Genomic DNA, 18,418 nt, shown 5'->3' with positions numbered 1-18,418 from the left:
TCAGCCCGTCGGTGTACGAGAGCGTTGCGGTGCCCGCGTTGAGCCGTGCCATGGCACGGCCATTGCGGACGATCGTGTGGCTGGGGGTTTCCCTGGGCGTGCTGCTGGCGATCGGGCTGGTGGCGATGTTGACCAACGACTATCAGCGTCGGCAGGAGGCTGCGCAACGGCAGAGCTCGGCGCTGGCGACCGGTGCCCAGCGCCTGCTGCGGCTGGAGCTGCGCAATCTGGAGCGGGCCATGCAGGGCATTGCCGAGGACGGCGCGCTGCTGTTCCGGCGGGTACCGTCCCAGGCGCCGGATCTGCTCGACGACGCCATCAGTGGCGTGCTGCAGCGGCATGCCGAGCTGCACAGCATCGTGGTGGCCGACCAGCACGGGCGCGCGCTGACCAGTGGCAGCGGCGATCTGCAGCTGCCGTTGTGGGCGGTGGAGGACAATCGTGGCAGCAGCAGCCAGCTGTACATCGGCCCGCCACAGGCACAGGACGCCTCACGCTGGGTGCTCCCGCTGGCGCTGCGCATGGGCGAGGACCGCTGGCTGCTGGCGCGCCTGCGCACCGATGAGCTGCATTCGATCATCAGCGGCATGGACACCGGCGAGAGCGGGGTGGTCTCGATCACTGACCGCTACGGGTATGTCCTTGCGCGCAGTCCCGATCCAACTGGTGTGGTGGGGCATCGCTTCGGCCTGAGCAAGCGCGAGCTGCTGCGCCGTGACGCGCTGACGCCGCTGGGCACCGAGATCAGCGGGGTCGATGGCATCGAGCGGATTTCCAGCCTGAGTACGCTGGCGCAGTACCCGCTCGCGGTCTATACGGGATTGGGGCGCCGCGATGTGCTGGCGGCCTGGTGGCCCTATGTACAGGCCTCGATCGGGGTGTACCTGCTGTACTGGATGCTGTTCGGGGCGGTCTATGTCAGCCTGCGCCGGGCCACCCGCGATCAGGACAGCCTGACCGAGGAACTGCGCACCGGCCACGCCGAGCTGCGCATGGCGCACCAGGTGGGCAAGGTCTGCACCTGGTACGTCGACGAGGATGCCTGCCTGCTGCGCTGGTCGCCGCTGGCGCGGGAGATCTTCGACGTGGAGATCGACAGCCTGCCGGTCGCCGACTTCTTCGCCCGCATCCACCATGAAGACACCGCCCGCATGCAGGTGGCCTTCGATGCTGCGTTTGCCGGCAACGGCGTGCTGGATGAAATGTTCCGTCTGGTGCTGGCGGGCGGTGCGATCCGCTGGGTCTCCGCGCGTGGCCAGCGCGTGGCCGTGATTGATCGCGAGCGGCGCATGATGGGGGCACTGACCGACGTCAGCGAACGGGTGGACGCGCTGGCCCGTGCGCAGCAGGCCGAGCGACAGTTCCGCCTGCTGTTCGACCGCAACCCGGCACCGTTCTGGGTGTTTGATCCGGACACGCTGCGCTTCCTGGAGGTCAACGAAGCGGCGGTGCGTCAGTACGGCTACAGCCGCGATGAGTTCCTGTCGATGAGCATCCTGGACATCCGCCCGCGCGAAGGCTGGGAGGAAATCCGGGGCGCCATCGCACTGGCGCGGATCGGCGATGTGGATGCGCAGGTCCGCCTGCACCAGCGTAAGGACGGCACGATCTTCGAGGTCCGCGCGCATCTGGCGCGGCTGGATTTCGACGGCCGCCAGGCGTGCCTGGTGCTGGCCGAGGACGTCAGTGAGCGGCTGGCCTACGAACGCGATCTGGCGTATCACGCCACCCACAACCCGGCCACCGGCCTGCTCAACACGCGTGCACTGGCCGAGCAGCTGGACGAAGAGGGCGGCGCGTACACCATTGCCTACGTGCAGTTCCGTGGCCTGCAGCTGGTCTCCGATACGCTCGGTCGCGAGGTGGGCGATGTGGTGCTGCAGGCCATGGCCAAGCGTTTGGGCGGACTCGGTGTGCGCTATGGGCTGCTGGCGTTCCAGCCGGCCGAGGATTTCATCTTCGCCATCCGCGATGACCATCAGCGCCAGACCGCGCTGGATACGCTGGTGCAGACCGTGTCCGAGCCGGTCCGCGGGCAGGATTGGCTGCATCAGTTCGAGCCCCGTATCGGCGTGGCCGTGAAGTTCGACGGCGATGCCAACACGGCCGAGCAGGTGATCGGCATGGCCGCGCAGGCCGCCCACGCCGCGCGCGACGAGGGCAACGTGATCGCGTGGTACGACAACACGGTGAGTTCGCGTCTTGCCGAACGGCTGCGTCTGGCCGGGCGCATCCACAGTGCCATCGACACCGAATTCGAGCTCTACTACCAGCCGATCTGCCATGCGGCCGACAGCAGCCCGGCGGCGCTGGAGGCCTTGCTGCGCTGGCCGCAGGCCGATGGCAGCTTCATTCCGCCGGGCGAGTTCATCCAGCTGTGCGAAGACACCGGTCTGATCCTCGCGCTGGGCCGGTGGGTGATCCGCTCCGCGGCGCAGGCACAGCGCCAGCTGGTCGATGCGGGCTGGGACCTGCCGATCGCGGTGAATGTCTCGGCGGTGCAGTTCTTCAACAGCGACCTGGTGGCCGAGTTCACCCGCGCCAGCCAGGAGTTCGGATTGGCCCGCGGTGCGCTGCAGGTCGAGCTGACCGAGAGCAGCCTGATGCGTAAACCGGGTCAGGCCAAGCAGACCATGCAGCGCCTGCATGAGCAGGGCATCTGCATCTCGCTGGACGATTTCGGTACCGGCTATTCGAACATGTCCTACCTGCAGCATCTGCCGCTGGACATCCTGAAGATCGACCGCAGCTTCGTGGCGGATGTGGAAACCAATCCGCGCAATGCCTCGATCTGCCGCGCGCTGCTGTCGCTGGGTCACAGCATGGGGCTGACCATCATCGCCGAAGGTGTGGAGACCCCCGGCCAGCATCAGTGGCTGGCCGCGCACGGCTGTGACCAGGTGCAGGGTTATCTGCTTGGCCGGCCGATGCCGTTGGCCAAGGTGATCGCGCAGTTGGAGTCGGTGGAGGCGTAGTGCCGGGCGCTGCCCGGCCGTCGCCACGCGTCATCCGCCCAGCGCCACCACCAGGTAGTCGATGAAGCTGCGCACCTTCGGCGCCAGATGGCTGCGGCTGGTGTACACCGCATGGATGCCGATGCCCGGCACCGCCCACTCGGGCAGTACCCGCTCCAATCGGCCATCGGCGATGGCCTCGGCCACCAGGAAGTCCGGCTGCACGATGATGCCCATGCCGGCAATCGCGGCCTCGCGCAGCACGTCGCCATTGTTGGCGCGTACGCCGCCGCTGATCGGCACCGATACTTCCCCGCGTGGCCCGTGCAGCTGCCACGCGTCCCCGCCGCCCCAGTAGCTGTACTGCAGGCATTCGTGCGCGGAGAGATCTTCGGGCTGCTGCGGGCGCCCATGCGCATCCAGATACGCCGGCGCGGCGCACAGGCTGATCTGGGCGTCGGCCAGCTTGCGCGCGATCAGTGTCGGGCCGGGCTGGCGGGTGATGCGGATCGCCACGTCGTAGCCTTCTTCGACCATGTCCACCAGGCGGTCGGACAGCGACAGGTCCAGTTCCACCTGCGGATACCGCGCGCGATAGCCGGCCAGCAGTGGGCCCAGCCGGGCGATGCCATAGCTGACCGGCGCGTTGATGCGCAGCCGCCCCGAAGGCTCCAGGGCCTGCGCGTTGATGCCGGCCTCCAGCGCATCGAACTCGGCCAGCAACCGCACGCACTCGGCGTAATAGGCCGCGCCCGTGCTGGTCGGGCTCACGCGGCGGGTCGTACGGTTGAGCAGCCGGGTCGAGAGGCGCTTTTCCAGTGCCGCGATCTGCCGGGTTACCCCCGCGGTGGACAGGTCCAGGGCCTGCGCGGCGGCACTGAAGCCGTTGCGCTCGACCACGGCGACAAACACACGCATGGCGTCCAGAGTATCCATTGTTTCTCTTTCCGAAATAAACAGCGTCGATGCATCGTATTTATTGGCAGGGCTGCACGCAATAAGCTCAGGGCCGTCGTAGCGCTACTGGAGTTCGTGATGTCCCGCTTGCCCTCGCTGTACATCTCCCACGGCTCGCCGATGACCGCACTCAACCCCGGTCTGGTCGGCGAGCGCCTGGCGGCCCTGGCGGCGCGCCTGCCGCGTCCGCGCGCGATCGTCATGGCCTCGGCGCACTGGCTGACCCATCAACCTGTGGTCGGCGGGCATGCCGAGCCGCCGACCATCCACGATTTCGGCGGTTTTCCGCAGGCGCTGTTCGACCTGCAGTACCCGGCACCGGGTGACCCCGCGCTGGCGCAGGAGATTGCGCAGCGGCTGACCGCGGCCGGCCTGTCGACCGCGATCGATCCGCAGCGCGGTCTCGACCACGGTGCCTGGGTGCCGCTGCGCTTTCTGTACCCGCAGGCGGATATCCCGGTCGTGCCGCTGGCGATCCAGCCGCTGCTTGGGCCGGCCCATCAGTTCGCGCTGGGGCGCGCGTTGGCCCCGCTGCGCGAGCAGGGCGTGCTCTTGATCGGCTCGGGCAGCATCACCCATAACCTGCACGACTGGCGCAGCTACCAGGACGGCAAGGAAGCGCCGTATGTGCGGCCCTTCATCGAGTGGGTGGAGCAGCGCCTGCAGGCCGATGACAGCGCCGCCCTGCTGGACTACCGCCGTCAGGCCCCGCATGCCGCGCAGGCACACCCCAGCGACGAGCACCTGCAGCCGCTGCACGTCGCGATGGGCGCAGCCGGTGGCGATGCGCTCGGCGCGCAGCGTATCGATGCCGGGATCGATGCTGGCTTCCTGGCGATGGACATCTATCGCTTCGACGGCGCCGACGCGCAGCAGCGCGCCGCGTGAGTGCCCTGCAGGCGAGCGGGTGCGCATGCCTGCAGCTGCTGTCCGCAAACTGAGCCTGGCGCGCCCCGCGCGTTCGCGTGGCGGCGCACGTGTGGTACGTTTTTTCCTGTTTCCGGCGCCGGCTGCCTGCAGCCTCCCCCGCGCTGCTTACTGGAAAATGCATGCATACCATTGAAGTCGTCCTGGCGATGCTGGTGGCGGTGGTCGCCAGCGGCTACCTGGTCCGCGTACTGCCGTTGTCGCTGCCGCTGCCGTTGGTGCAGATCGGGCTGGGCGCGGTCATTGCCGGGGTATTCAACCGCGGCCACGCGCTCGAGCCGGAGATGTTCTTCCTGCTGTTCCTGCCGCCGCTGCTGTTCCTGGATGGGTGGCGCATCCCCAAGCAGGGTCTGTTCCGCGATAAAGGCGTGATCCTGGAGCTGGCCTTCGGGCTGGTGGTGTTCACCGTGATCGGGGCCGGGTTCCTGATCCACTGGATGATCCCGGTGATGCCGCTGGCGGTGGCGTTCGCCCTGGCCGCGATCATTTCGCCGACGGACCCGGTGGCAGTCAGTTCGATCGCCTCGCGTGCACCGATTCCCAAGCGGCTGATGCACATCCTGGAAGGCGAGTCGCTGCTCAACGATGCCTCCGGGCTGGTCTGCTTCCGCTTTGCGGTGGCGGCAGTGATGACCGGCTCGTTCTCGCTGGCGACTGCCTCGCTGACGTTCCTGTGGGTGGCGGTGGCCGGACTGGCGATCGGTGTCGCGGTGACGCTGGGCGTCTCCACGTTCCAGCGCTGGCTGTGGCGGCGCTTCGGCGAGGAGCCGGGCGCGGCGCTGCTGGTCAATCTGTTGATTCCGTTCGCGGCCTACCTGCTGGCCGAAGAATTCAACGCCTCGGGCATCCTCTCGGCGGTCGCTGCGGGCATCACGATGAGCTATGTGGAACTGAGCGGCCGCGTGTCCGGCAGCATGCGCGTGCAGCGCACCGCCGTGTGGAACATGCTGCAGTTCAGCTTCAACGGCATCATGTTCGTGCTGCTCGGCGAGCAGCTGCCGGGCATCGTGGAGCGCGCGATCAAGACGGTCAGCGAGAGCGGGCACCACAGCGCGTGGTGGCTGCTGGTCTACGTGGTGGTGATCAATCTGGCGCTGGTGCTGCTGCGCCTGGCCTGGGTATGGCTGTCGCTGCGCTGGAGCCTGCTGCGCGCGCGTCATCGTGGCGAGGCCCGGCAGGGCACGTCCTGGCGGATCGTGGTGGCCACTTCGGTGGCGGGGGTGCGCGGGGCGATCACCCTCGCCGGCGTGTTGACCCTGCCGCTGTTCCTGCCCGACGGCAGCGCCTTCCCGGCGCGTGATCTGGTGATCTTCCTGGCCGCGGCGGTGATCCTGTTCTCGCTGGTCGGCGCCAGCATCGCGTTGCCGCGCCTGCTCAAGGGCCTGGAACTGCCGGCCGATTCGGGCGAGCGCAAAGAGGAGGACCTGGCCCGCAAGCTGGCCGCCAAGGCCGCGCTGGCCGGCGTGGAGCGCACGCGCCAGCAGCTGGTGCAGAACCAGACCACCGAGAACGTGCAGCTCTACAACGACGCCGCCTCCCGGGTGAGCCTGCTGTACCAGCGCAATCTGGAGAAGGAAGCGGGGCCGGATGCCGATCCGGACAAGGTCAAGCGGATGGAGCAGGGCTACCGCCAACTGCGCACCGCCGGGCTCACCGCCGAGCGAGAAGAGCTGTTCCGCCTGACCCGGCGCGGCAAGATTTCCGATGAGATCTCACGCAGGTTGATCCGCAATCTGGACCTGCTGGAGACGCGGCAACGCGATTGAGGCCGCACCGTGTCACGGGTAGAGCCACCCCATGGGTGGCTGCCCTTCGTCCCGGACGCCTGGGTTCCAGTGGGTCCGCGCAGCCACCCATGGGGTGGCTCTACCGCCGGCAGACGTGGATCAGGCGTCGCCGGCAGACGTGGGATCAGGCTTCCGGCTTCTGATCCAGGAAATAGGCCACCACGGTGCCCTTGATCTTGATCGTCATCGGGTTGCCGCGGCGGTCGCGGGCCTTGCCGGCCTGCACGCGGATCCAGCCTTCGCTGACCGAATACTCTTCAACATTGTCGCGCTCGACATCGTTGAAACGGATGCCCACGCCGCGCTCCAGCGCAGCGGCATCGTGGAAGGGGCTGGCCGGATTGATCGCCAGGTGATCGGGAGGGGTATCGCTCATGGTCACAGGATGCTGACGACCACCAAGGCCGCCTTCTGCCGTACAGGATAAACCGCAGCGGGCCCCGCGCCGAATTTCGCTTCCTGCCAACGCCCTTGCACGGCAGAATGCGCCCCTGTCTCCAGGAATACCGGCCATGCCCGACAACAGCGATTATTTCGACTTCGAAGAAGAGGAACGCGATTTCGACGAAGACGATTTCGAGGCACGGATCTGGAATCTGTTCGTGCTGATCAACCCGGGCGATGAGGAACTGGCCCTGCAGCAGTTCAATCGCTGGCGCGAGGCCCTGCTGGAGAGCGGCGAAGGCATTGATGAGGACGCCGACTGGCTGCCGCCGACGATGGCGGCGATCGCTTGGCAGTCCGGGTTCGAGGTGGAACGCAGCGATGCCGATGCGCTGATGTCGGCGGTCAACGAGCTGTCCGCGCGCTGGAACCTGCAGATCGACTGGGGCGGCGACCTGGACGATGAGGATTTCGCCGCCGAGGTGGATGCCCCGATGCTGATGGCCACCGCCCATGACCGCCTGCGCGAGCACAACTACGCGTTGTGGAGCGTGGATACGGGCAATGGCACCCTGGCCGGGTGGATGGCGCTCAACCGCGATGACGATGCCATGCTGGCGCTGTGCTCGCTGCTGGGCGTGGAAGTGCGGCCGGGCAGCGATCCGTTCTGAGGGCGCGATTGCGGTCTGCGTGTGCCGACCAACGGTCGGCACCTGCGCCTAGGGCAGGTACTGCCCACGCGCGTTGGAGATGACCGCTTTGACCAGCGCGCGGTCCGTATGCCGTGAGATGGCCTGTGCGCCCAGGGCGATCGCCTGCAGGCGCAGCGGGGCGGGCACGTCGTAATGCGCGCCGCTGCGGCGGTTCTGGAACGCCCGCCGCGGAATCCCGAGCTGCGCCGCCATGGCGTGCAGCTCGGGCAGGGTGTCGGCCATCAGATGCGCCCAGCGTTCACCACGCCAGGGATGTACCGCATCGTCGATATAGACCGTCACCGGGTGGCCGTGGCTCAGGCCTGCGGCTTGTCGTCGCTGGCGGCCGGGGCCGGCTCGGCGTCGGCATCGGCTTCGACGGCAGCATCGGTCACGATCTCGGCGTCTTCGGCCTCGTCGTCACCTTCGCCTTCGCCTTCCACGCCTTCGAACTCGGAGACCAGCTGCGACAGGTACTCGTCGGCAGTCTTGCCTTCGTCAGCGGCCAGGTCGTCGATCAGCTGCTGCAGCTGGGTCGAGTACTCCAGGTTGACCTTGCGGCCTTCCTTTTCCTGGACGTTGGACAGGTGCTTGAGCATGGCCAGCATCGGGACCGGGTTGTCGGCGTTGCCCATGGTCTGGCCGCCGATGGCCAGCAGCCACTCGGTGCCCTGCAGGCCGATCGCAGCGACGACCTGGCCTTCTTCGTTGGTCAGCACGGCATGGTTCTGCACCGGCTGCTGGGCGTTGAGGCGGTTGATCGGACGCTTGGGCTGCTGCTTCTTGCGCTTGTCGCGCTTGGCCTTGGACTGCTTGGACATGAGTGCCGTCTATCTACAAAAGGGAAGACCCATTGTAGTGCCGGCCGCCGGCCGGCTCCACGGATTCCCTGAATTCCGCCTGCAGCCCCCGCCGCCGCGCCCCTTAAGGCGCGACAGCCGGCGCCAGCGCCGCCTGGATATCGGCGTCGGCGGCGGTGGGCGACAGCGCCACTTCCTGGCCTGCCCCCGCCAGCGCGGCGATCTCGGCGGCCTTGGTCATCACCACGATGCTGATCCGCCGGTTGATCGGGTTGTCCGGCTGCGCCTTGTCGAACAGCACCGAGGACGACAGGCCGACCACGCGGGTCACCTTGTCTTCGGTCATCCCCCCGTCGAGCAGGGCGCGGCGGGCGGCGTTGGCGCGGTCGGCGCTGAGCTCCCAGTTGCTGTAGCCATGCACGGCGTTGTACGCAGTGGTATCGGTGTGGCCGGTGATGCTGATCCGGTTCGGCACGTGGTTGATGAACTGCGACAGCTCGCGCAGGATCTCGCGCGTATAGGGCTTGAGCGTGGCGCTGCCCATGTCGAACATCGGGCGGTTCTGCTTGTCCACGATCTGGATGCGCAGGCCTTCCGGGGTCAGGTCGAGCAGCAGCTGGTCCTTGAACGGCTCCAGTGCCTGGCTCTTGCTGATGGCTTCTTCCAGCTCCTGCTTGAGCGCTTCGAGCTGCTGCTTTTCGCGCTCGCGATCGGTCTGCGGCACCGGCTTGGCGGCCTGCTGGTTCTGGAACGGGTCGTTGCTGTTGCCGCGCGAGATATCGGTGGCGCCGCCCAGTTTGATCATCGAGGTGCTGGCACCGCCCGGGCCGGCCATGCCCGGGGCCGGGGTCGAGCTCTGTCCGACCAGCGGGCTGGGGTTGCGGAAGTACTCGGAAATGGCCGCCCGCTCGGGCTTGGTGGTGGCGGCCATCAGCCACAGCACCAGGAAGAAGGCCATCATCGCGGTGACGAAGTCGGCGTAGGCGACCTTCCAGGCACCGCCATGGTGGGCGGCATGGCCGCCTTTCTTGACCCGGCGGACGATGACGGTGGGTTTGTTCTCGGCCATGGCGGTGCCTTACTTGACCGTCTTGAGGTGCGCTTCGAATTCGCTGAAGCCCGGGCGCACGTTCGACGGCAGGGTCTTGCGGGCGAATTCCAGCGCGATCTTCGGGTTGTAGCCCCGCAGGCAGGCCAGCAAGGCGGTCTTGACCGACTCGTAGATGCGGCTGTCCTGCTCGGCGCGGGCTTCCACCGCGGCCGCCAGCGGGCTGACGAAGCCATAGGCCAGCAGGATGCCGAGGAAGGTGCCGACCAGTGCGCCGGCAACGTGCGCGCCGACTTCTTCAATGGCGCCGCCGATGGAACCCATGGTGATCACGATGCCCAGCACCGCGGCCACGATGCCGAAACCGGGCAGGCCGTCGGAGACCTTGTTGAGCACCGCCGAGGGCTGCATGGCTTCGGCGTGGTGCTTCTCCAGCTCCATCTCCAGCAGCGGTTCCAGTTCGTGCGGCTCGATGTTGCTGCCGATCATCAGGCGCAGGCAGTCGGTGATGAAGTCGACCAGATGGTGGTCGGCCTGCACCTTGGGGTAATTGGCGAAGATGCTGCTTTCGGCCGGGCGCTCGACGTGGTCTTCCAGCGCCATGAAGCCTTCGCGGCGGGCCTTGTTGAGCAGTTCGTACAACAGGCTCAGGACGTCGATGTAGTCCTGCTGCTTGTAGGCCGGGCCCTTGAATACACCCACCGTGGCCTGCAGGGTCTGCTTCACGGTTTTGATCGGGGTGCCCACCAGGAAGGCGCCCAGCGCCGCGCCGCCGATGATGACCAGTTCATACGGCTGCCACAGCGCGCCGAGTTTGCCGTGCGCGCCCACGTAACCACCGAGCACGCTGAGGATGACGACGAGGAATCCAACGATGATGAGCATGGGGCCGACGCGGGGAGGGGATACCTCCATGTCGGCCCGTTCACCCCTTTTCTGAAGGGGGGCGTTCGCTCAATGTCACACTTTTGCGAATTCAGGCAGCGGGCTCAGCCTCGGCGCCCGCGCGCTGCAGCGGGTCCGGGTAGGGCTGGCCGTTCGGCGTGAACGCGAGCGACGCCGAGTTGAGGCAATGGCGTTCGTGGGTCGGCGGCGGGCCGTCCGGGAACACATGGCCGAGATGGCTGTCACAGCGGGCGCAGACGATCTCGGTGCGGATCATGCCGTGGCTGGCGTCACGGATCTCGCGCACATGGGCCGGATCGAAGGGGGCGAAGAAGCTCGGCCAGCCGGTACCGGAGTCGAACTTGGTGCTGGAGCGGAACAGCGGCAGCCCGCACAGACGGCAGCCATAGACCCCGTCCTGCTTGTTGTCCAGGAAGACCCCGCAGAACGGTGCTTCGGTGCCGTGATGCAGCAGCACGCGCTGCTCATCGGCGCTGAGGCCGGCGATCAGGGTCTGGCGCTGGGCGTCACTGGGCGGGGAGAGGTCGAAAGCAGTCATGGGCAGTCCTCACGGGGAGACTCTCTACATAGGGCCGGGCGTGGCACGTTCCAAGCCGGCGTCGTTCATCGCGCTGATACCCGTGCCGGTGCATGGTGAAGGTCTGAACCGCTGCCCGGGAGATTGCCATGTACCGCTCACGCTGCCTCGCCGCCCTGCTGGTGGTGCTGCCCTTGGCGGCAGGTGCGCAGATCGGTCCGCCGCCCAAGCCCACCGCGACGCGTCCGGTCGTCACTCCCCAGCCAACTCCCGTCCCGCTGCCCACGCCGGTGCAGCCGGCACCGGCCGACAGTCTCTCTGGCCAGCTGGCGCCGGTGAAGTCGTCCGCGCAGACCCAGCAACAGCTGCGTACGCACCCCATCCAGAGCAAGGGGCCGTCGCAGCCTGCGCCGATGCAGGGGCCCGCAGTGCAGGGCAAGGTCTACGACCGCCATGGCCGGATCATTCCGGGGGCCCGGCAGGTCGGGCCGAACCGGGTGCTCGATACGCGCACGGGCCGTTACTACGACTCGCTTCCCAGCGCGGATGGGCAGCAGATCAAGCCGTGATCCCCTGCAACGGCTGCGGGTGTCATCTGAACGGTTTACATCGAGGACCCGCAGTCATCCCCGTCAACGCATCGCCTCACCGTTTTTTCGCCTGTGATTAACCGGATCGGCGGGACCCTGTGCGTGCGCCGGAACACAGCGCATCCCCGAGGTTTTCAAGAAGAGTGCAATCATGGCTAACCAGCAGAACCGCAGTCCCGGCAAGATGCCGCAGGAGCAGCAGGGCAGTCAGCAACAGAACCAGAAGCCCGGCCAGCAGAACCAGCAGCAGTGGGACCAGCAGAATCAAAAGGGCGGCAAGCAGCAGGACCAGAAGCATCAGGACCAGAAACAGCAGCGCTGATGCGCTTGACGCAATGAACGAAGGCGGTGCGCACAGGCGCGCCGCCTTTTTTGCGTCTCAGCCCCCAGCCCAGCCAAGCGACGGGATCAATCCGGAATTGGCAGGGTCAGGGTCTCCTTGACCTCTTCCATCACGATGTAACTCTTGGATTCGCGCACGTGTGGCAAGGTCAGCAGGGTGCTGCCGAGCAGCTTGCGGTACGAGGCCATCTCGCTGATGCGGGCCTTGAGCAGGTAATCGAAATCGCCCGAGACCAGATGGCACTCCAGCACATTGGGCAGCTTCAACGCTGCGCGCCGGAACTCCTCGAAGATGTCGCCGGATTTGTAGGCCAGGCTGATCTCCACGAACACCAGCAGGCTGGCCTTGAGGTAGTGCGGATCGAGCTTGGCGTAGTAGCCGGTGATGGCTCCGTCGCGCTCCAGCCGGCGTACGCGCTCCGTGCAGGGGGTGGTCGACAGCCCGACCCGCTCGCCCAGTTCGGTGAAGGAAATGCGCCCCTCCACCTGCAGGATGCGCAGGATTTTCCGGTCGATCTTGTCCAGTTCGCGGGCACGCACGGCCATCGGCGTCAGCCTCTCAAGGGGGTTTGCAGGACAATACCCTGCCTGTAGGCTCAAAAACAGGCGAATTGATTGGTTTGGGCTGACTATACTTCCTCAATTATGGTCCCGGCGTGCTCCTGCGCAGGGAATGATCGGGTTGGAGAGGTGTCATGCGCGTTCTAGTCCTTGGCAGCGGTGTGATCGGCACGACCAGTGCCTGGTACCTGCGGCAGGCCGGGTTTGAAGTCACGGTCGTCGACCGCCAGCCCGGTCCGGCGCTGGAAACCAGTTTCGCCAACGCGGGCCAGCTGTCGTTCGGCTACACCTCCCCGTGGGCCGCCCCGGGCGTGCCGCTCAAAGCGGTCAAGTGGCTGTTCTCCGAACATGCGCCGCTGGCGATCCGCCCAGGCCTGGATTGGCACCAGTACCGCTGGCTGGCGCAGATGCTGCGCAACTGCACCCATGAGCGCTATGCGATCAACAAGGCGCGCATGGTGCGCATGTCCGAGTACAGCCGCGACTGCCTCAACGAACTGCGCCGCGAAACCGGCATCGAGTTCGAAGGCCGCGACCTGGGCACCACCCAGCTGTTCCGTACCCAGCAGCAGCTGGATGCCTCCGCCCAGGACATCGAGGTGCTGGCCCAGTACGGCGTGCCCTACGAGGTGCTCGACCGCGACGGCATCATCGCTTACGAACCGGCGCTGGCCGGCGTGGCCGACACGCTGGTCGGCGCGCTGCGCCTGCCGCGCGACCAGACCGGCGATTGCCAGCTGTTCACCCGTCGCCTGGCGCAGATGTGCGTCGATGCCGGGGTCGAATTCCGTTTCGATCAGGACATCGCCGGCCTGCAGAGCGAGGGCGACCGCATCACCGGCGTGCGCATCGACGGCAAGCTGGAAACCGCCGATCACTACGTGGTCGCGCTGGGCAGCTACTCGCCGTCGCTGGTCGCCCCGCTGGGCATGCAGCTGCCGGTGTACCCGCTCAAGGGCTACTCGCTGACGCTGCCGATCACCGACCCGGCGATGGCCCCGACCTCGACCATCCTGGATGAAAGCTACAAGGTGGCCGTGACCCGCTTTGACGACCGCATCCGCGTGGGTGGCATGGCCGAAGTGGGCGGGTTCGACCTGTCCCTTTCGCCGCGCCGCCGCGCCACGCTGGAGAAGGTGGTGCGCGATCTGTACCCGGAGGGCGGCGACCTGTCGCGCGCCGAGTTCTGGACCGGCCTGCGCCCGGCCACGCCGGACGGCACCCCAGTGGTCGGCGCCACGCCGTACCGCAACCTGTTCCTCAATACCGGCCACGGCACCCTGGGCTGGACCATGGCCTGCGGCTCCGGCCGCTACCTCGCCGACCTGATGGATGCCCGCCAGCCGCAGATCAGCACCGAAGGCCTGGATATCTTCCGCTACAACCACCACGCCGCATCCGTCCGTCACCGTGAGCCGAGTTCATGCGCCCAGCCCGTGCGTTGATTGATCTGGACGCGCTGCGCAGCAATTACCGGCTGGCACGCGAACTGGGGGGCGGCAAAGCCGTTGCGGTGATCAAGGCCGATGCGTACGGGCACGGTGCGGTGCGCTGCGCCCGCGCGCTGCAGGCCGAGGCCGATGCATTTGGCGTAGCCTGCATCGAGGAAGCGCTGGAACTGCGCCAGGCCGGCATCACCGGACCGATCCTGCTGCTGGAGGGTTTCTTTGATGCCGACGAACTGCCGCTGATCGTCGAGCACGACCTGTGGTTTGCCGTTGGTGCACCGTGGCAGGTCGAGGCGGTGGCCGCGTTCCAGACCACCGCCACGCTCACCGTGTGGTTGAAGCTGGACAGCGGCATGCACCGGCTGGGCCTGTGGCCGGACGAATTCCGCGCCGCGCATGCCACGCTCAGTGCGTTGGCGCATGTCGGGCCGATGGTGCTGATGACCCACATGGCGCGTGCCGACGAGCTGGACAGCCCGCGTACCCGCGAGCAGGCCGATGTGTTCGCCGCGGCCATTGAGGGCCTGGCCGGGCAGACCAGCCTGTGCAACTCACCGGCGCTGCTGGGCTGGCCGGACGTGCGCAGCGACTGGGTGCGCCCGGGCCTGATGCTGTACGGGATCAACCCGATGCCGGCGCACACGGCGCTGACCGAGCGTCTGCGCCCGGTCATGACGATGCGCTCGAAGATCTTCGCCGTCCGCGATATCGCCGTGGGCGAGCCGGTCGGCTATGGCGCGCGCTTCGTCGCGCAGCGGCCGACCCGCGTCGGGGTGGTCGCGCTCGGTTACGCCGATGGCTACCCGCAGTTCGCGCCGAATGGCGCCCCGGTCCGCATCGATGGCCAGCCGGGCATCGTGATCGGCCGGGTCTCGATGGACATGCTCACCGTGGACCTGACCCACCTGCCACAGGCGGGCATCGGCAGCACGGTGACGCTATGGGGCGATGCCCCGCGCATCGAAGCCCTGGCGCCGCTGTGCGGGGTCAGCGCATATCAGCTGCCGTGCGGCGTGAAGCGGGTCGTGCGCGAGTACGCCGGCGGCTGAGGCATCCCTCAGTTGCTGGCCGTGGCCTCGTTGCGCAGATCGCGCCGGATCCAATCCTCCAGCAGGCGCTTTTCGTAGCGCAGCGGATCGGTGTCGCTCTGCCGCCCGATGTTGTGCAGGTAGCCGGTGTCCTGCAGCTTGCGCTCGCCTTCACCGATCACCTGGCCCTGCGCATCCTTGAGCGTATAGGTCAGTGTCACGCGCGGCGGGTAGATATCGCGCATGACCCGGATGTCGTCGGCTCGTGGGCCATGCCACGGCTCGTAGTCGCCGGCGCGCTTGATGTCGGTGAAGGTCACCTCCAGCGTCTGCCCGGGCTGCAGCTGTTTGCTGGCCGTGGTCTGCACATACTTGGCCAGCTGCTGCACCCAGTCGCCGCGTTCGGCCTCGAAGCGGTTGTTGCTCTGGCGGATCTCGGTGAACTGGGCAGGGTCGCTCCAGCTCACCTGGACCGGGCCTGCGGTCTCGAGCGCGCGCGGTGCCTGCGGGTCGGTCACGGTGCGCGGGGCCGCGGTGGCGCTGCCGATGAGCAGCAGGCCGGCCAATGCCCCGGCGATCAGGGATGTGCGGTTCATGACAACTCCTGCGTCGCGATCACGGGTGGGATCAGGTCCTCAGTGTGATCCCGAACCGGGTGGCCCACAATCCACGCGTGTATGCTCGGCGGTTGCCGTTGGCGCCAATTCATCCCGCCGGCACCCCGAGTCCCCACTGCGCTTGACACTGCGAATACGCGCATTGGCTGATCCTGTGTCCCTCTGTTTCGCCAGCTGCCCCATTGACGCCCTTGCCCAGCCTGCCTACCTCAACGTTGGAACGCGCCTCCTTCCTGGCTTCATCGCCGGATCCGGCCCTGTATCGCACGGTACTTGAACGCCTGAATGCGGGGTTCTGCATCATCGAAGTGATCTTCGACGACGCAGGCGTGGGTGTGGATTACCGGTTCGTGGAGGTCAACGAGGCGTTTTCGCGCAATACCGGGCTGAGCAATGTCTGCGGCCAGCGGATGAGCAGCCTGCAGCCAGGGCACGAGCCGGACTGGTACCGCACCTATGGCGAGGTGGCGCGCAGCGGTCAGGCACGCCAGTTCGAGATGGAAGCGCGGGCGCTGGGCCGCTGGTACTCGGTGGAAGCGGTCAGCGTGGGCGAGCCGGACGAGCACCTGGTGGCGGTGGTGTTCTTCGACATCACCCACCGCAAGCACATCGAAGTGGAGCTGGCTGAAAGCGAAGCGCGTTTCAGTGCGCTGGCCGATGGCCTGCCGATGCCGGTCTGGGTGCTGGACGAGCGCGGCCATTCGCGCTTCGTCAACAGCGCCTTCAGTGAGTTTTTCGGCGGCGATGAGCAGCGCGTGCCCGACGATGTCTGGCGTGGCTTGGTCCATCCTGACGATGCCTCGGTCTTCGACTATGAGCTCCAGGAATCGCTGAAATCTCAGCGGTCCATGCACGCCCTGGTCCGCGGTCGGCGCGCCGATGGCCAGTGGCGCTGGCTGGAAATGAACGCCCGGCCGCGGTTCTCGCGCATGGGCCGTTTCATCGGTCTCGCCGGCAGCAGCCCGGACGTGACCGAGCGCCGCGAGATCGAAATGGCGCGCGAGGAACTGCTGCAGTCCGAGCGCGCTGCGCGCAGTGCCGCCGAAAACATGGCGCGGTTGAAAGATGAATTCCTGGCCACGCTCTCGCATGAGCTGCGCACGCCGCTGACCACCATCCTGGGCTGGAGCGAGCTGCTGCTCCAGCGCATCGACAACACCAGCCCGATGTACAAGGGACTGGGCGTGATCGCCAACAGTGCGATGGCGCAGAAACGGCTCATCTCGGACATGCTGGACCTGAGCAGCATGCTGCTGGGCAAGGTGCAGCTGGAAGTGGAAATGCTCGATCTGCGCACCCAGCTGGAAGAGGCGATGCGCGCGCAGGAGCTGGTGGCCGAAGGCAAGGCCCTGACCATGGAGCTGGTGATGCCGGAGGAACCGTGCCTGGTCCTCGGCGATGCCACGCGCCTGCAGCAGGTGCTGTGGAACCTGCTGTCCAACGCGATCAAGTTCACCCCGGCCGAGGGCCGGGTGGTACTCACTCTGGCAGCGGACGGCGGGCACTGGTCGATCAGCGTCACCGATTCCGGCGACGGCATCGCGCCGGAGTTCCTGCGTCACCTGTTCAGCCGGTTCCGCCAGGCGGACGGGACCACCACGCGCCGACATGGCGGCCTGGGCCTGGGCCTGGCGATCGTGCAGCAGCTGGTGGAGCTGCATGGCGGTGCGGTGGCCGCCAGCAGCGACGGCCATGGCCACGGTGCCACCTTCAACGTGCGCCTGCCGCGCTACCAGCCGCAGGCCGACGGTCGTCCGCTGCGCGAAGTGTTCAGCGGCCCGATCACCGAGCAGATCATCGAGCCGTATCCACTCAAAGGCCTGCACCTGTTGGCTGTGGAAGATCAGCCCGAAGTGCTGGAGTACCTCCGGCGGCTGCTGGAAGAGCAGGGCGCCTCGGTCACCACGGCGTCTTCGGCCGGCGAAGCGCTGGCACTGCTCAACGAGAAAGGCCATGACGGCATCGACGCGCTGCTGACCGATATCGGCATGCCCGGGATGGACGGCTATGGTCTGGTACGCACACTGCGCGACAACATGGGGGTCGAGGCAGATGCCCTGCCGGCCGTGGCCGTGACCGCGCTGGCACGGGCGGATGACCGCAAGCGGGCCTTGGCCTCCGGCTTCCAGGAGCATGTGGCCAAGCCGTATTCGGTTGCCCAGCTGGTGGCTGCCGTACGCAGTGTGCTGGGCGGCAACCGCTGAGTAAGCGTTGGCGGCGTGTTGACGTCGCCGGCGGCACACTTAGGCCATACGCCACAGGAGTTGCCATGTCCCGTTACGCCCCCCGCATCCACACCCAGCCGGCCGATATCGCGGCCCTGGAGGCGCTGTTGCCGCAGCTGCACGGCCAGACCCAGGTCGAACTCACCATGGACGATGGCAGCCGCCTGCTCGGCACGGTGGCCGCGCAGCCGACGCTGCAGCAGTACCGCGACGCCGAGGAAAACGAAGGCAGCAATGGCCAGCTGCGGTTGGACGATCTGGATACGCCGGTCCAGCAGCACGTGGTGTGGCTGGACCAGATCAAGGCCATCCGGCAGCTGCCCTACCGCGAGTGACCGCGGCGGGCAGGCCCGGCGGAGGGCGGCGTCAGTGGATGAACTCGCTGGGTTCAGCCTCGAAACGGCGCGCATACGCCCGCTCATCGGCGATGCGGGCCACCTCTTCGTCGGCCAGGTCCGGCGCGCCGTAGACCGCATAGGCCACGCTGCCGTCGGCGGTCTTGCCGACCTGGTGGAGGCGGTAGCGCGAATGGCCGCCGCCGGTATCTTCGGGGTAGTGCACCGGTGGCTGGCTGCCCTCCATGTCCATCTCGCTGTTGTCGACTACGCCACCGACAAACAATGCACGCATGAGCC

General features: G+C 67.1%; 20 protein-coding genes. 10 read left to right on the top strand and 10 right to left on the bottom strand.

What is annotated here, in order from left to right; all coding sequences use genetic code 11:
• Positions 1 to 50 precede the first annotated feature (50 nt).
• Positions 51 to 2,975, top strand: a complete 2,925-nt coding sequence (locus tag EDF74_RS17485) for a bifunctional diguanylate cyclase/phosphodiesterase (protein ID WP_260232311.1) — start codon at positions 51 to 53, stop codon at positions 2,973 to 2,975.
• A 30-nt stretch (positions 2,976 to 3,005) separates the two neighbouring features.
• On the opposite strand, the gene EDF74_RS17480 is transcribed toward EDF74_RS17485, so the two are convergent.
• Positions 3,006 to 3,890 (bottom strand): LysR family transcriptional regulator, encoded by an 885-nt coding sequence (locus EDF74_RS17480; protein ID WP_123731303.1) that lies wholly within the window; start codon positions 3,888 to 3,890, stop codon positions 3,006 to 3,008.
• A gap of 99 nt (positions 3,891 to 3,989) precedes the next feature.
• Here EDF74_RS17480 and EDF74_RS17475 point away from each other — a divergent pair, with 99 nt between their 5' ends.
• Together EDF74_RS17475 and EDF74_RS17470 are read left to right on the top strand one after the other, a co-directional pair.
• The gene (locus tag EDF74_RS17475; protein ID WP_123731302.1) at positions 3,990 to 4,799 is read left to right on the top strand and encodes a dioxygenase family protein; all 810 of its coding nucleotides are present in this window, start codon (positions 3,990 to 3,992) and stop codon (positions 4,797 to 4,799) included.
• Positions 4,800 to 4,960: 161 nt separating this feature from the next.
• A complete protein-coding gene (locus tag EDF74_RS17470) occupies positions 4,961 to 6,604 on the top strand; it encodes a Na+/H+ antiporter (RefSeq protein ID WP_123731301.1) in 1,644 nt (547 codons plus the stop codon).
• A 145-nt stretch (positions 6,605 to 6,749) separates the two neighbouring features.
• Here EDF74_RS17470 and EDF74_RS17465 read toward each other — a convergent pair whose 3' ends face one another.
• The gene (locus EDF74_RS17465; protein ID WP_123731300.1) at positions 6,750 to 7,001 is read right to left on the bottom strand and encodes a DUF3297 family protein; all 252 of its coding nucleotides are present in this window, start codon (positions 6,999 to 7,001) and stop codon (positions 6,750 to 6,752) included.
• A gap of 136 nt (positions 7,002 to 7,137) precedes the next feature.
• Between EDF74_RS17465 and EDF74_RS17460 the strand changes: the two genes are divergently transcribed.
• Positions 7,138 to 7,680, top strand: coding sequence for a DUF6630 family protein (locus EDF74_RS17460; RefSeq protein WP_123731299.1), 543 nt, complete (start codon positions 7,138 to 7,140; stop codon positions 7,678 to 7,680).
• Positions 7,681 to 7,728: 48 nt separating this feature from the next.
• On the opposite strand, the gene EDF74_RS17455 is transcribed toward EDF74_RS17460, so the two are convergent.
• The 5 genes from EDF74_RS17455 to msrB form a co-directional block, all read right to left on the bottom strand.
• Positions 7,729 to 8,004: a DUF4031 domain-containing protein gene (locus EDF74_RS17455; RefSeq protein WP_123731298.1), complete on the bottom strand. Its 276-nt coding sequence runs from the start codon at positions 8,002 to 8,004 to the stop codon at positions 7,729 to 7,731.
• Between the two features lie 14 nt (positions 8,005 to 8,018).
• Positions 8,019 to 8,522 carry a hypothetical protein gene (locus EDF74_RS17450; protein WP_123731297.1) on the bottom strand — a complete coding sequence of 168 codons (504 nt, stop codon included), beginning with the start codon at positions 8,520 to 8,522 and terminating at the stop codon, positions 8,019 to 8,021.
• Positions 8,523 to 8,625: 103 nt separating this feature from the next.
• On the bottom strand, positions 8,626 to 9,570 hold the full coding sequence (motB, locus tag EDF74_RS17445) for a flagellar motor protein MotB (protein ID WP_123731296.1): 945 nt from the start codon (positions 9,568 to 9,570) through the stop codon (positions 8,626 to 8,628).
• Between the two features lie 9 nt (positions 9,571 to 9,579).
• Positions 9,580 to 10,434, bottom strand: a complete 855-nt coding sequence (gene motA / locus EDF74_RS17440; RefSeq protein ID WP_123731295.1) for a flagellar motor stator protein MotA — start codon at positions 10,432 to 10,434, stop codon at positions 9,580 to 9,582.
• Between the two features lie 91 nt (positions 10,435 to 10,525).
• The gene (gene msrB / locus EDF74_RS17435; RefSeq protein ID WP_123731294.1) at positions 10,526 to 10,993 is read right to left on the bottom strand and encodes a peptide-methionine (R)-S-oxide reductase MsrB; all 468 of its coding nucleotides are present in this window, start codon (positions 10,991 to 10,993) and stop codon (positions 10,526 to 10,528) included.
• A gap of 128 nt (positions 10,994 to 11,121) precedes the next feature.
• Here msrB and EDF74_RS17430 point away from each other — a divergent pair, with 128 nt between their 5' ends.
• Together EDF74_RS17430 and EDF74_RS17425 are read left to right on the top strand one after the other, a co-directional pair.
• Positions 11,122 to 11,541, top strand: coding sequence for a classical arabinogalactan protein 4 (locus EDF74_RS17430; RefSeq protein ID WP_123731293.1), 420 nt, complete (start codon positions 11,122 to 11,124; stop codon positions 11,539 to 11,541).
• A 172-nt stretch (positions 11,542 to 11,713) separates the two neighbouring features.
• Complete coding sequence (locus EDF74_RS17425) at positions 11,714 to 11,884, top strand: lana protein (RefSeq protein WP_123731292.1); 171 nt, start codon at positions 11,714 to 11,716, stop codon at positions 11,882 to 11,884.
• 86 nt (positions 11,885 to 11,970) lie between these two features.
• Here EDF74_RS17425 and EDF74_RS17420 read toward each other — a convergent pair whose 3' ends face one another.
• Positions 11,971 to 12,450, bottom strand: a complete 480-nt coding sequence (locus EDF74_RS17420; RefSeq protein ID WP_123731291.1) for an Lrp/AsnC ligand binding domain-containing protein — start codon at positions 12,448 to 12,450, stop codon at positions 11,971 to 11,973.
• Positions 12,451 to 12,599: 149 nt separating this feature from the next.
• On the opposite strand from EDF74_RS17420, the gene EDF74_RS17415 reads away from it, so the two are divergent.
• Both EDF74_RS17415 and alr read left to right on the top strand, forming a co-directional pair.
• A complete protein-coding gene (locus EDF74_RS17415; RefSeq protein ID WP_123731290.1) occupies positions 12,600 to 13,910 on the top strand; it encodes a D-amino acid dehydrogenase in 1,311 nt (436 codons plus the stop codon).
• The gene (gene alr, locus EDF74_RS17410; RefSeq protein WP_123731289.1) at positions 13,889 to 14,962 is read left to right on the top strand and encodes an alanine racemase; all 1,074 of its coding nucleotides are present in this window, start codon (positions 13,889 to 13,891) and stop codon (positions 14,960 to 14,962) included. The genes EDF74_RS17415 and alr overlap by 22 nt, the downstream gene beginning before the upstream one ends.
• A gap of 8 nt (positions 14,963 to 14,970) precedes the next feature.
• On the opposite strand, the gene EDF74_RS17405 is transcribed toward alr, so the two are convergent.
• Positions 14,971 to 15,537, bottom strand: coding sequence for a DUF3016 domain-containing protein (locus EDF74_RS17405; protein WP_123731288.1), 567 nt, complete (start codon positions 15,535 to 15,537; stop codon positions 14,971 to 14,973).
• Positions 15,538 to 15,773: 236 nt separating this feature from the next.
• Here EDF74_RS17405 and EDF74_RS17400 point away from each other — a divergent pair, with 236 nt between their 5' ends.
• Together EDF74_RS17400 and EDF74_RS17395 are read left to right on the top strand one after the other, a co-directional pair.
• Complete coding sequence (locus EDF74_RS17400; protein WP_123731287.1) at positions 15,774 to 17,762, top strand: hybrid sensor histidine kinase/response regulator; 1,989 nt, start codon at positions 15,774 to 15,776, stop codon at positions 17,760 to 17,762.
• 65 nt (positions 17,763 to 17,827) lie between these two features.
• The gene (locus EDF74_RS17395) at positions 17,828 to 18,118 is read left to right on the top strand and encodes a DUF3247 family protein (RefSeq protein ID WP_123731286.1); all 291 of its coding nucleotides are present in this window, start codon (positions 17,828 to 17,830) and stop codon (positions 18,116 to 18,118) included.
• A gap of 31 nt (positions 18,119 to 18,149) precedes the next feature.
• Here the strand turns inward: EDF74_RS17395 and EDF74_RS17390 are convergent, their stop codons facing one another.
• A complete protein-coding gene (locus EDF74_RS17390) occupies positions 18,150 to 18,413 on the bottom strand; it encodes a hypothetical protein (protein ID WP_123731285.1) in 264 nt (87 codons plus the stop codon).
• Positions 18,414 to 18,418: the final 5 nt, after the last annotated feature.

This window comes from Stenotrophomonas rhizophila (genome assembly GCF_003751305.1).
Taxonomy (GTDB): Bacteria; Pseudomonadota; Gammaproteobacteria; order Xanthomonadales; family Xanthomonadaceae; genus Stenotrophomonas; species Stenotrophomonas rhizophila_B.
This window is presented reverse-complemented; position numbering and strand designations above follow the sequence as displayed.